Annotated in this window: 9 protein-coding genes; 3 read left to right on the forward strand and 6 right to left on the reverse strand. The window is 54.2% G+C overall.

Annotated elements, in window-relative coordinates; all coding sequences use genetic code 11:
* Nucleotides 1–17: 17 nt before the first annotated feature.
* Nucleotides 18–1997, forward strand: a complete 1980-nt coding sequence (locus SFU85_03350) for a glycoside hydrolase family 31 protein (GenBank protein ID MDX6765805.1) — start codon at nt 18–20, stop codon at nt 1995–1997.
* A gap of 120 nt (nt 1998–2117) precedes the next feature.
* Complete coding sequence (locus SFU85_03355; GenBank protein ID MDX6765806.1) at nt 2118–3374, forward strand: hypothetical protein; 1257 nt, start codon at nt 2118–2120, stop codon at nt 3372–3374.
* 88 nt (nt 3375–3462) lie between these two features.
* On the opposite strand, the gene SFU85_03360 is transcribed toward SFU85_03355, so the two are convergent.
* The 6 genes from SFU85_03360 to SFU85_03385 all read right to left on the reverse strand — a co-directional run bounded on the left by SFU85_03360 (nt 3463) and on the right by SFU85_03385 (nt 11012).
* Nucleotides 3463–4677 carry a GntR family transcriptional regulator gene (locus tag SFU85_03360; GenBank protein ID MDX6765807.1) on the reverse strand — a complete coding sequence of 405 codons (1215 nt, stop codon included), beginning with the start codon at nt 4675–4677 and terminating at the stop codon, nt 3463–3465.
* 190 nt (nt 4678–4867) lie between these two features.
* Nucleotides 4868–5617 carry a hypothetical protein gene (locus SFU85_03365; protein MDX6765808.1) on the reverse strand — a complete coding sequence of 250 codons (750 nt, stop codon included), beginning with the start codon at nt 5615–5617 and terminating at the stop codon, nt 4868–4870.
* Nucleotides 5618–5648: 31 nt separating this feature from the next.
* Entirely contained in the window at nt 5649–8951 is a 3303-nt protein-coding gene (locus SFU85_03370) for a hypothetical protein (GenBank protein MDX6765809.1), read from the reverse strand.
* Between the two features lies 1 nt (nt 8952).
* Nucleotides 8953–9819, reverse strand: a complete 867-nt coding sequence (locus SFU85_03375; protein MDX6765810.1) for a prepilin-type N-terminal cleavage/methylation domain-containing protein — start codon at nt 9817–9819, stop codon at nt 8953–8955.
* A gap of 2 nt (nt 9820–9821) precedes the next feature.
* On the reverse strand, nt 9822–10319 hold the full coding sequence (locus SFU85_03380) for a hypothetical protein (protein ID MDX6765811.1): 498 nt from the start codon (nt 10317–10319) through the stop codon (nt 9822–9824).
* Nucleotides 10320–10367: 48 nt separating this feature from the next.
* Nucleotides 10368–11012 carry a prepilin-type N-terminal cleavage/methylation domain-containing protein gene (locus SFU85_03385; protein MDX6765812.1) on the reverse strand — a complete coding sequence of 215 codons (645 nt, stop codon included), beginning with the start codon at nt 11010–11012 and terminating at the stop codon, nt 10368–10370.
* A 627-nt stretch (nt 11013–11639) separates the two neighbouring features.
* On the opposite strand from SFU85_03385, the gene SFU85_03390 reads away from it, so the two are divergent.
* On the forward strand, nt 11640–13229 hold the full coding sequence (locus tag SFU85_03390; GenBank protein MDX6765813.1) for an alpha-amylase family glycosyl hydrolase: 1590 nt from the start codon (nt 11640–11642) through the stop codon (nt 13227–13229).
* The last annotated feature ends 30 nt before the right edge of the window (nt 13230–13259 follow it).

Genomic DNA, 13259 nt, shown 5'->3' on the forward strand with positions numbered 1-13259 from the left:
ACCCTCCCCTTCCGTTTGTGAAACCCAAAACAGCCACTCCTTTCCAAACCCGGGATTCTTCCCTGTTCTGGAGCCGCAAAGGCGAATCCCTCCTCATCGAACCCTGGGGCCGCAACAGTGTGCGCATCCGGGCCACCCGCAACGCCTCGTTCTCGGGAAACAATTGGGCGCTGCTGCCCCAAAAAAACACCTCGTCGGCCGCTCCAATCATCCGCATCGATGCAAACCAGGCGGCATGGCGTCATGGCTCCATCCGTGTCGTCTGCACCGCTGAGGGTCAGTTGCGCCTGGAAAACACCCGCTCACTTGACCTGCTTTTGCAGGAACACAAACCCCGTGCTTACCGTTCGAAATCCGGCGGGCTATACAACTTGGAAACCACCTTCCAGGCATTCGAAGACGAACGATTTTACGGCCTGGGCCAGCATCCCCACGGGTTTCTCAACCAAAAAGGATGCAGTCTGGCACTGGAACAGCGGAACACCGAGATCAACATCCCCTTTCTGATCTCCAGCAGAGGGTACGGCTTCCTTTGGAACCAACCCGGGGTAGGACGTGTCGACCTCGGACGCAATGGCACACGCTGGAACTCGCACTCCTCACCGGAACTGGATCTTTGGATCACGGTCGAGCCTTCCTATGCCGGTATTCTGAAAAACTATGCCTCCGCCACCGGCGGATCACCCCCCTTCCCCACCTACGCCAGCGGCTTCTGGCAGTGCAAACTGCGCTACCGAAACCAGGAAGAACTGCTATCTGTGGCGCGCGAACACAAACGCCGGGGACTGCCTCTCTCGGTCATCGTCGTGGATTACTTTCACTGGACCGCCATGGGCGACTGGAAATTTGATCCCAAGGACTGGCCCGACCCGGGAGCGATGGTGCGCGAACTGCGGGGCCTGGGCATCGAACTCATGGTCTCAGTCTGGCCCACCGTCAATGCCCTGAGCGAAAACTTTCCCGCATTGGAGAAGGACGGGCTGCTGGTCGGGACCGAACGGGGGCTGCCCGTGGTCACCCACTTCATCGACACCCCCCAAGAAGGCCGCGCCTACCTCCATCACTACGACGCCACCCATCCCGAAGCCCGCAAGTTTCTCTGGAACCGCATCCGGGAAAACTATCTCAAGTCTGGAATCCGGGTTTTTTGGCTGGATGCCTGTGAACCCGAACTCAACCCCTTCGACCACGACAACCTGCGCTACCACTTGGGCAATGGGGAAACCGTGGGTAGTTGGTACCCATTAGCCCATGCACAAACCTTTTACGACGGTTTGAAAGCGTCGGGCGAAAAGGAAATACTCACACTTTGCCGATCGGCTTGGGCCGGCAGCCAGCGGTATGGCGCGGCCGTCTGGTCTGGTGACATTTCTTCAACATTCGACTCCCTGCAAAAGCAGATCAAAGCCGGTTTGAACATGGCCCTGAGCGGCATTCCCTGGTGGACCACCGACATCGGTGGTTTTCACGGCGGCGATCCCGAAAGCCCGGAGTTCCGCGAACTCATCGTGCGCTGGTTCCAGTATGGTGTGTTCTGCCCCATATTTCGGCTACATGGAGCACGCCTGCCCTCGTCGCACACCGCAGGTGGACCGAATGAAGTCTGGTCTTTCGGCGAAAAAGCCTACCAGGCCATCCGTCCCCTGCTCTTCCTCCGGGAAAAAATGAGACCCTACATCCACCGGCATATGAAACGGGCCGAAAAAGGAATGCCCCTCATGAGGCCGGTCTTTGTCGACCACCAGCACGACCCCAAGGCTCATGATGTCGAGGACGCCTTCATGTTCGGTCCAGACCTGATGATTGCGCCGGTCACTGAAGCCGGGGCCCTCCAACGAACCGTCTACCTGCCCGCAGGCACCGAATGGCAGGAGGCTTGGACCGGCCAAAAACATCCGGGAGGCAGAACCATCCTGGTCGCCGCCCCTTTGGAAATCATTCCCGTCCTGGTCAAAGCAGGATCACCCTGTGCGAAGTGGTTCAAAAGCAAGCCCTAAACTGGAGTGGGTTCATGCAAAATCCGCCCTTCATACCATATTTTCACATCTTATCCCTTTCTTGACTGTCCGATTCGACGTAAATTGGAAAAAACGAAGCGCCTCATTAGATCCCTGCCCATGAGCCCCACGCGTCCCACCAAAACCTCCGCCCTGAAGCAGAAAACTTCGGAAAAAATCCAAAAGACCACTTGGAGTGCATTGGCCCTTTCCGTTGCCATCCATGGTTCAATTTTGCTCACCGTCGGAGGGTACGTGATCTATGAAAAAATCATTCCCCGGACTCCCTTCCTGGATACCGGCACAACCATCAACAACGGTCTGGATGAAACTGTCCTGCCACCCGTGGATGCCATTGAAGAGGCACCTGACTCCCCCCAGGTAACAAGTGATATTTCCAGTTCCCCAGCGTCTGGGGATGAAGGTGCCGCCGCCACACCCTCGGACATCCTTGTTTCCACGGCCATCAATCAACAATTCACTCTACCGCCCGCCATTGGTGCACCCATGACCAACTTGTCTGTATTGTCCAACGGGTCGGGTTCCGGCCAGAAAGGCCAAGGCACGGGCGGTGGAGGCAAAGGAGTCGGCCCCGGAGGACTACGCGTCCCCACCAGCCTCTTTGGCTCAAGATCAGGTGGGAATGAAACCCTCACAGGCCACTTTTATGACCTCAAACAAGATCCGAAGGGAAATGAAACCGACATGGGCCTCAACGCGCCGGGAAGTCATGATGATAAAAACAACATGTTCGCCAACAACGTGGCCGCTTTTGTCCAAACGTGGGATGAAAACTTCCTCCTGAAATTTTTCCGGGCCAAAGACACCCTGAATACCACCCAGGTGTTTATCCCCATCATGGATGCAAACGAGGCCCCCAAGGCTTTTGATGTGGAACGCAAGGTCGCCCCCAATCGCTGGCTCATCCATTATAAAGGCACTTACACGCCGCCCAAAAGTGGCACCTTTTGTTTCGCCGGCGTGGGCGACGACATTCTCCTGGTGCGATTCGACAACGCCCTGGCACTGAACGGCAGTGTCTATGGCATCCCGGGCCTGAATGAAGCCTACCGCGAAAATGTCGGTGTTTTCAAAATCGGCGATCTTGTGCGCAATATCAGGGCCGGGCAGTGGATACGCATGAGAGCCGGCAAAAGTTATCCCATCGAAATCATCATCGGAGAAATTCCCGGCGGCCAATTCGCCCAATTTCTAACCATCATTGAGGAGAAGAAGCGTTACAAACAACGTCCCAACAATGCCGGTTTATTGATCCCCGTGTTTCAAACCGTCCCGACCAAACTTCCCAAATTCGATCCAGAGGGCAACGCCCCCTCTATTCTTACGGACCCCAGCATCGTCGAAGACGCGGAGTAACAGGTCGCGCAAAGCAGGTTGGACAGGACGGGGGTATTGCAGAAAATCAGAGCGCTTCCGTTTTTTGCTGGTGCTGCCGGACGGGGATTCAATGACTTGGCAGTTCCAACGTCTGCTCAATCATCCGTCTCTGGGGACCTCCCGGAAGTGCATTTGCCACTCGCCCCAGAACCAGCTCCGCCAGGGCCTCAGCCGCCTGTGGCAGGTGGGTGTCCACGGTCGGGGGAGCACCCCCTTCCAGGGCTTCCGGACCATGATTGGACAAAATCTCGTCCTGTAACTCTTTCCAGTCCCCGTCGAATCCCGCAATTTCCAACGGCTGAAGATCCAGCTTCCGGGCAATCAACCGGAGGGGGGCCACGGCTGGGTCATTGTAAGCCATCAGGGCCGTGAGCGGAAACCGGTCTTTGATGGAGCGCAGGGTCTTTTCCAGAATTTTCTCATTGCTCCCGTGGAATTCGTTGAGCGGAGGCAACTCGATGGTCCATTCCTGTGCGGTGGCCTGCGGGAAGCCGTATTCCCCCAAAGCCCGGATGAACCCGGCCTGCTTCTGCTGTTCAAACAAGTAGTTGGCATTTGTGCACAAACGGATGATACAGCGGTGCCCCTGTCGCAAAAGATGCTGGGTAAGCTGGTACTGGCCGCTTTCGAAATTGAGTGAAACCCGGTCCAATTCCGGGAGATCACGGCGGGTCGCCAAAAAAACCACATAAGTGCCAACAGAACGGAGTCGTTTCAAATAATCAGCGATTTCGTCGGAAAAATCCTCCGGGTAAGCGAAGACGAGGACCTTGGGGCGGAGGATCAAGGCATCCCGCAACTGACTGGTGAACTCCCCGGCATTGTCATCCACGGATAGGTTGGATACCGTCAGGCGCATGCTCCGCTGGCCGCTGAGCCGCCAGAACAACCACTCCTCCACGGCGGGCAGAATGTGTTGGAATTTCAGGGAGGGTTCTTTGACGGTGGGAAAGGCCCGCAGGGTGGTGATCAATTCGACCACCGGTTTGATTTTGGCAGAAGATTCCTGGCTAGTCCGGGCATTAACCCGAACACCCGAACCATGGATGCATTTGACGAACCCCTCTTTTTCTAGCCGTGCCAGGGCTTGGTTGACGGGTGTGATACTTTTACCGAACTGCTTGGCCAGGGCGCGCGTGGAAGGCAGGTAATCCCCAATCTCCACTTTACCCGATTGGATGAACTGGATCAGATGCAGGTATATTTCTTCCTGAAGAGAAGATGAGGTGTTGCGCTGGGGGCTATAGCGCAACGCTTGCAAGGCTTTCTCAGGATTATTCATATGCCATCAAACGTATGGACTGCAACCCAGTAAAACAGTTGTCAAGATTTAACTCAAGCAGACCATCAATGGGACATGTCAGACCACAACATCCATGTGGGCAAGTCTTGCACATCCCGTCAAATTCAAACACCAAACTTTCAAAAACAATCCCCCAAGATTTCAGGCAAACAGCTTCAGGCATTCATGATCATCGGGGTATTTGCATCCGATAATCCGGCGCCTTGCCGAGGTTTTCATATTTTTTCCATAGCTTCAGAAATTCTCCGGAAAGTTGCAGCGGAGCAGGCGGGTCTTCATCGTAAACATACTCCATCGCGCCCAGCTCGCTTTCTTCTGCAATCGGAAACCCAGTCTTGACGGAAATCCACACTTTGGTCGGAACTTTGGGCTTTTGACGGAACTTGAGTGCGATCGCTTCCAGATCGGAATACTTCGTTCCCTCCGGCATCATCGTGGGATCAGGTGCCCGCTCCGTCCACTCGTAAAGAAAGCAGTCCTCTTTTCCGCTCTTTTGCACCTTCACAAAGTGGGCGGCGTCGATCCAGGAAATCCCTTTGAAATCAGAGGCGGCATAATTGGGCAATTCCGCATCCTTGAAAGTTTCACCCATGTAAATCGCATCACTCCCCGGCTTTTGGTAGAGCATCACCCCATTGATCACCCATGTTTGGCTTTTGCTCTCATCATTCCAAATTGTGGTTTCATTTAACATTTTGTTGGATTTGACCACCCGGATGCTGACAGGAACCAGCTGGGACTTCTTTCCGTTGGGATCGTTCTTTTCATCAGTTTGGGCAGCCGACTGCGGGCTGCGTTGCTTCATCCGACATTTGATGGTCCAGGCGCTTGGATCAACTGCCCGCTTGACGAATGGCGGCACGGGTCGGATCTCAGGCAATACTTCGCCAGCCACCTGGCCTTGCAATTGGAACAGCAAGCAACCTAAAACTAGCGGAAAAATGAATGAGTTACTCATAAACAGCCTCAATTTGTTGATCTATGATTTCCCCGGTAAACCGGTCAATCGCCACATGCAGCCAATAATGCTTTTCCCCTTCCACCACAAACCCGGCCGCCAGATCCGTGGCCTTTGATTGATAACGTCCCGATTGAACAATGAGGTCAATAAACAAATTCCAAGTTCGGGTGGTCCCGGATTCGGCCAGCGCGCGCACCACACCCTCCCTTTCGGTCTTGATGTTTCCCTGAGTGCCAGAGGGAGAGATTTCATTCCAAAGCTTGGTCACCAATTCGGACCGGTTCAGAAGAGGCCCTTTTCCAGAAGCCGAGCTTTGGGTGAAATCCACCAGTTTGCCTGCCAGTGTCGCCGCTTGAGAAGCGCTGATTGACGAACTCTGGTCATCCTTGTAGGCGGCACCCGCGAGAATAGCCTCGACCACGGGCTTTTGGCGTGTGTTCAGATTGAATCTTCCAGCACTCAATTCCCCATCTTCGATGGAGAAACAATCCAAAAGTGCCGCATCCGCACTCCTGGGTGAGAAGAAATCGAGGCTCTTGAAGGGCTGGTCGCGGAATACATAACCCAACTCCCCCACGCTCCGGAATGGGCGGTTGAGAATGATGGGCTTGCTTGCATTATTGCCGGTGATCAAGGCCCGGCCGTTGGCGTTCGAAGCCAGAGCTGCATCCCCCCAGCGGATGACTCCATCAGGATCACGGTAAGCCACCCGCGAATGCCCCCCGGGGTCACCACTTGCGCGGTTCTCCGCAAGAGTGGCATAATTGGAATTTAATGCGGCATTAATCGAATTTGTTCCAGAGGTATTGTTGTTGTAAATGAATAGGGACGAGCCGCTGACTCCAGTGGCATCGAAACTGTTTTCCCGGAGTTGATCTCCGACATAGCCCGTGGCTGCATAATTATCGACAAAGAGATTGCCCAAATTGGTATGGTAACCCCAACTTCCATCAGGTTGAGCGACGTTAAGCACGTTCATGCTGGTTCCAAATCGATCGGTGCGGGGATCTACGCGCAGGTAATAAAAATAAGTGCCATTGGCATTCACGTTCTCTTTTTGTTGGGCATATATGTTGCTAAAGGTGTGGAAGGGATAGGAACGATAAACCCCGTCTTTCTTATAATAAAATTGAAATGAAACACCTTGGGAGTACGGTTGCAAATTGGCATAACCCAGTGGCCCGCCACTGGCGTCGTAGATCGTTTTTCCCACGTTTATTCCGATACCCTGGGTGCCCGCCAGAGGCGGCGAAGTGGCATGATAATTCAATCCATTGTTGGTTGATGTATTCGTTGTATTGAGGAGGGTGGCCCCGGAAAATCCTCCTGGACTCAAATTGACTTCCAACTGTCCGCACGTGCTCAAATCCGTGCCCGTGCCGGGCTGCGAACCAATTTGCGGTCCAAACCAACGGTAGACCAAGATATTGGCGCTTCCTGAGCCAGTGATCTTGATCTTATCGGGTATCCATGAGGAATCCGCAGTTTGGTTGATGTTCTGGTAGGGATTCCATAATTCGAAATTATACCAGCCGTAAACTGTTCTGTTGGCCGTGTCATGGCTCAGTGTATAATAAACCCGCACGGGATAAGGCAGGTTTTCCGAACCACCAACCATGGTTTGGTTGTTGAAATTAATTCCAGTTGGAAAACTATCCGGGTCCGATTGGTCGATGATGTTGGCCCCGATTTGCATGATCTGAAAGTAAGTATTAAAAGAATAGGCCCGGTTGTAGCTGGCCGAACCCGGCTCATAATCCTGCCAATAATACCATGCCCGGCCGGAATCTCTGCCCAAAGATCCAATGTTGATGGCCGCCTGAAGGGTTTCAAAGAAATCGGGATCACGTGTCGAAGGGACATCCTTGAGATATTTGATATTAGAAACTACAGAAGTCTCATCCGGCGAAGTGTAATTCCAAGAACCGCTGGCGGGCACCCAGACCAAACCATAGTACTTCTTGATATTGGTTGCGGTTCCATTTCCGTTGTAACGTGCGTCTGCCGGTCCCAGGCTGGCACTCGGCCCGTCTGATGTCAGCCAAACCAGTGTGCTGAGGGGAAATCGCTTGGTCATAACCGGTTTGCCTCCGGTGCTTTTCCTCACCTTGTTGAAATCTGGATTGAAATTATTTTCATTATTGGTTGTGTTGTAGGTGTAAGGATTTCCCACATAGGAGGAGTAAGTGGTGATAAGGTTCCAGAAGTCCGAGGGAAGTGTAGAGTTGGAAAATTGGATTCTCGGACGTTCCACGCTGCCCAAAACGGGTGGCGCATAAGTGGGGGCGTTTTTTTCACGACTGAAAGTGCCCAGATATTGTAAAGCGGCAGCACTCAATACATCAGTGTTGGCTTTCTGGTAATTGATCAAATCCTGGCGACTGGTGAAAATCTGATCATTGGGGTAGGGATTGAGGAACGTATTGGTTGGCGTGGCATAGAGCCAGACAGGATTCGCAGATGCCGACGGACTGCGCCATTGAAGAAATTCGTTGATCTTGGACAGGGAAGCCGTAAAGCCGGGAATCCGCGAGAGGTCCGCCCCGGTCATTCGCCCCCTCCGTGAGTTATCACCGGGCGACAACCGGTTGCCGGCCACATTGATGTCCAGCAATCCCCCCTCATCATGGATTGCGTAGGCATAGCGTCCGATGGCAAATAATGGATTTGTCGGAGCCGCATCCGTCAGCTGGGCCAATGTGGGAGCGGTTCCATTCGCCGTATCCACCGGACCCTGCCGGGTGATGAGAACCCAGTCAGGACTCTCCCAATCGGGCGGCACGGACGAATCCCCCAGCAAGTAAGATTTATTCCAGCGATTGGCCGCAATTGAACGGCCGTTGTTGGAAGGAGCAGAGGCGCTGCATCCGGACAAAGCCCTTACGGGGCTGCTGATCGTGGAGTTGTATCCCGTTCCAGACCATAAAGGAACACCCGCTTTGCTGATTTTGACCAAATTGACATGGGAACTGGCTCCTACTTTGGAGGGCATCAGATGCCGGTTGGATTTTGGCAGGTACATGTTGACGTTGCTTTGAGTGTCGACTTCCGAACCGGCTACGATCTCTTTTTTCAGGTCGCTCACAAGAGTCTGCAATGAAGTCTGGGCCAGCCATTCGGCCCTGGCTTGGCCGGCGCTGGAAAAGGCGATCCGGCGGCCGAGTGTGGCCTTGGATAGAAAGGCCAAAACCAGAATGCTCATCAACACCAACGCAGCCAGCGTCAGGATCAAGGCCGCCCCTCTCTGTCGAACACTATCCCAGGGGCGGAAAATGGATGGAATGATTTTCATGTTAGTATAGGGAAAATCTCCGTTCCATCACCCGGATGCGTCCCACTGCTTTGATCGGGATGGATGTGGCAGAATTCAGGGCCGCGACGTCATTGATCTTGGCAGCCCAAACAGACAAAGTTGAAGTATTGTCCGCCGCATCTGGAAATTGTTTTTCCAGATCGGCCAGTTGCACCGACGGGTTATTGAGCAGTTTGCGTGATTCACCATCGAGCGCGGCCATGGTGATGCAAAGGGTGCCCACTTTTTCTTTCCAATCCCTCCCAGTGGCGGGAAAAGAGGTGAGGATCGTTCCCGGCGTCGTGTCCTTGGCCGAAAGATAGGAAATTTCCATACGGAAGATGGCCGCCGACAGCAGATCGAAACTGGCATCCATCGGTTGCACGGGCGCTGCCAACAGGGCGGTCGGCTCGATGAACACAAGCCCGGTTCCTCCAGCCGACGACCAAGTTGTTCCCTGCGAACAGCGCAACAGACGGTAGGGGTTGCTGCTGGTCGGATCCCCCACCCGGTAGAAAAGCTGCGAGATCCCCCTCGGACCCGAGGAAACCGCAAGGGTGGAAGGGACCGAACTGTAAAAAGAAAAGGAGTCATTCTGCTTTCCGGATACTTTTTGAAAATAGAGCGAAACATCCTCACGTCTCAGACGCGCACTCAAATCCATCCCGATCCGGTCGAGTGCCTGCCGCATTTCCGCATGGGCGTCCAAGTCCTTGTTGCTCTGGGCCAGGGCACTCGAGGTGGCTTGGAGGGCCTGGGCAATGATGACCCCTAAGATGGCGAAAACGGCCATGGCCGCCATCAACTCAATCATCGTAAACGCACGCTCCAGTGTGCGAGGGATTTTGGAAGGGCCCCGGTGTTTCATTTTCAATTCCGGGGAATGGCCACCACGGTCTCAACCGACCTCAAGGGGGCTGTCGCTGCCACTTTGAAAGGAGAAGAGATCCGGATGTGATAAAAGACCGGATCACCCGCCCCGACTGCCCAGGCCTGACGGGTGACTTCCACCTTGTATCTCCCGAGAGGGTTCGTCGGCGGGGTGAGCGTTTCCAAATTTTCCCCTAGAAGCAAAGTGGCACTCGCGGCGGTTTGCGCACCCGCGGTCACGGACGCACTGTCATTCACCGCTGGCATTTGATAGAGTACGGTCTTGGCCGTCTGCGGGGACAACCTCAAGTCGGCGATCAGGGCGTTGACTAGGTTGACGGCAATGCTTTCCTCCCTGGATTCTTTGTTCGATTGCAGTCCGACGGGCAACAAACCGACCAAAAGGACCAAGGCAAAAGCAGTAATACCCAGAGCCAGCGTGACCTCAATGAGAGAAAACCCGGGTGAAGAACCCGAGCCGTCCCGAATCCACGCCATCAAACAACGATTGTCGATTCGCTGAACCATGGTCTTGAACCTGGGCGATCAGCGGAAGACTTGGACATTTCCGGTCAAGCCACTGATCTGAATCACAGCCACATTGGTGTTCGAACTGTTGGAGTAAGCGGGGGCCAGCCCGATCTGAATCCAACGGGAGAGTCCGTCGACCAAAGCTGAGGCGCTTCCATCAGGGGCGAACTTGATCACATAGGGGTAATTCATCAGGCTGCCCGCAACTTGACGCTGGAGTGTGGGGATTCGACCCGTACCGCTGGTGGCGGCATCCAGCACGTCACCACCTGAGGCCGCCCCTGTGACAGAAACGGAATTTTTGATGCTGACCCTGTTCAGAACTACCGGTTTTCCCAATGGCAATAGATTGGCCGCAGAGGTGTCGTCCTCGGCGGACTTGGAGAGCATCGAAGTCAACTGTATCCCACCCCCGGTTCCGGCAGTGTTCAGACCGACATAGACATAGGTATTGTTGGCCATGGCCAACGACCGGGCATCATCGAGTTGGGCGGTCAGGTTGCTGATCGACTGGCTAAAACCGCTGCTCTTGGAGAGAGAACTCAGGGCAGGAACGGCCAGACTGACCAGCAGCGCCATGATCGATACCACGATTAAAAGCTCGATCAGAGTGAATCCTTGGGACTTTCGCCAATTCATAAATTGCCTACACCTCTTCATGAAATTTGTTTTTGAACCACTTCTGACTACCTGTGTAGTCAAGCATCACTAATATCACAATACAAAGTATTCACAAAAAGTCAAGCCTCATAGGGCTAATATTGCAATGATTCTTTCAATAATCGCCCTCTTGGTCGGTGTTTTAACAAAAGCAGTGACTTTTGCTGTTACTACTGATACATATTAACCATGTCGCCCGAAGGTTTGACTGACCTACCGAAGGTATTCTCGCCCGGAAACCTTCATTTGCATCTCGGAGGACACGAAAGCCCTTGGCATCACCTCCGCGATGCTCAAGGTCCCATTTTTGACCATCCCACTCTCCCTTCTTTCATCTTGCACTTGGGGAATAGGGAGTTGGGGGCCTTTGTGCGGGTGGGAAACCAGGAAACGGACCTGCCATATGGCAAGGGTTGGAAGATTGACTATGTGGATCCTTCCCTCCCCGGCTTAAAATTGATTGAAAGAATCGGGCCCGGTCCCCGACCCCATACGATTCACCGCCAGTTTGATTGTCAGACGCTGGATGATTTCCAACCCCTGCACGGACCGAACTTGCTGCAGTGGAGATTGATCCTTTCTGGACTGGGAATCGGCCAATGGGCTGCCTCGAAGGTTTCAGTTCCCATGGCCCGCATGTTGCCCAGCCACCCCATTTCCCGGGTCATCCAACGCCCACGCACCTTCCCCCCTGACACTCTGGATGGGGAGTTTGAGGACTTGGGGGTGGCTCCGGACTGCGGCTTGGGAGCCGTACTGATGTCCTTGGAGGATTCTACCCATCATTTCGCCCTGATTCCCTTGGCTGACGAAAGCCCTCTGCGGACGTTCATCTTTGGACACCAAAACTTGCTGGCCGTGGAGCATGTTTTTCAAAAAGAAATCCGTCTTGCTCCAGGACAAATCCACCGGATGGGCACTCAAATCCTTCTTTCGTTCTCGGGGGAACGACAGGATTTCTTGCGGGAGGTTTCCCGGATTTATACCCACTCCTACCCCCCTCCCCAATCCTCTTCCCGTCCGGCATGGGCCGGCACGGCCACAGTGCTCGAGGCCGACTTCGTCCATTACGGAGGCATTGCCGGCCTGACGGAAAAACTACCGGCCTTGAAAGACCAGGGATTTGACACCGTCTACCTCATGCCCTGGCACACCGGCCCCTACAGTGGTTATGGCACTCTGGATTACTGGGAGATCGACCCTGCCAAAGGAACCTTCGAGGATTTGCAAAAACTGACCCGTCGGGCCCATGACTTGGGACTTAAGGTGTTGTTCGATTTGCTGGTGAACATGGTGACTGAAAAAAGCCGTTATCTTTCGGAAAATCCGGATTGGTTTTACCGTGATGAAGAAGGAACCCCCCAACGACACACCGTCTGGCCGGGCTTCGCCCTCGATCCCGCTTCCATCGGATTCCGCCGTTTCCTTCGTGATTATTGCCTGCGCTGCGTCACAGAACTGGGCGCGGACGGATTCCGCGTCGATGCCGTGAGCTACCGGGGCGGCAATTGGAACCCCCTTACCGGACTCCAGCCCCACCAACATGCCCACGCTATTTTTACCCTCCTCGCCGAAATCCGAACCGCCATCCAATCTGTCAAACCAGAAGCTATCCTCATGGCGGAATGCTTCGGCCCCATCCAAGTTCCGGTCAGTGATCTGGTATGTTACCAATGGGTCGGATGGCTTGACTGGGTCTTGCAAAACCTCATCGAACAAAAACTAACCGGACAACAATTGGGCCTGTTGCTCCAGGACCACTTCGGCTGCATGCCACGCGGAACCTGGCTGACCACTTACACCCATACCCACGACACCGTGGCTTTCCAGGGTCGGGAATGGGAGGGCGAACCGGTGAACCTATTATTTGCCCTCCTTCACCTCGCCAGCGCTGGCATCATGACCTTCGGCGGGGGATGGAACATGCGCGAACGTCCTGGGAGCGGTGAAATCGCTTGGCAAAGGAAGTTGGCCCGTCTGAAACACGAAACGGGAACCGTGGCCTCCCACGAGATCTGGTTTCAGAAACATCACCACCCGAACTTGCTCATCTTTGAACGCCCCTCCCAACTTGGCAAACTGCGCATCTGCGCCAATTTCAGCGCGGCGGACCAGCCTTGGATTCCGCAAGGCTCCCTCCTCTTCACCTCACGCGAAGCGACGCCCCAAACCGACAGGCTCCATCCCTGGGAATTTCGGGTGGAAAACCTATCCTGAATATGTTCTCCCCTCCCCAACAAACATGAC

Source organism: Candidatus Methylacidiphilales bacterium (assembly GCA_033875315.1).
Lineage (GTDB): Bacteria > Verrucomicrobiota > Verrucomicrobiia > Methylacidiphilales > CAZTYG01 > JANRJG01.

Coding starts and splice junctions, on each gene's coding strand:
- SFU85_03355 (MDX6765806.1), top strand. CDS start 2,118: ATGAGCCCCACGCGTCCCACCAAAACCTCCGCCCTGAAGCAGAAAACT.
- SFU85_03360 (MDX6765807.1), bottom strand. CDS start 4,677: ATGAATAATCCTGAGAAAGCCTTGCAAGCGTTGCGCTATAGCCCCCAG.
- SFU85_03370 (MDX6765809.1), bottom strand. CDS start 8,951: ATGAAAATCATTCCATCCATTTTCCGCCCCTGGGATAGTGTTCGACAG.
- SFU85_03375 (MDX6765810.1), bottom strand. CDS start 9,819: ATGAAACACCGGGGCCCTTCCAAAATCCCTCGCACACTGGAGCGTGCG.
- SFU85_03380 (MDX6765811.1), bottom strand. CDS start 10,319: ATGGCGTGGATTCGGGACGGCTCGGGTTCTTCACCCGGGTTTTCTCTC.
- SFU85_03385 (MDX6765812.1), bottom strand. CDS start 11,012: ATGAAGAGGTGTAGGCAATTTATGAATTGGCGAAAGTCCCAAGGATTC.
- SFU85_03390 (MDX6765813.1), top strand. CDS start 11,640: ATGGCCCGCATGTTGCCCAGCCACCCCATTTCCCGGGTCATCCAACGC.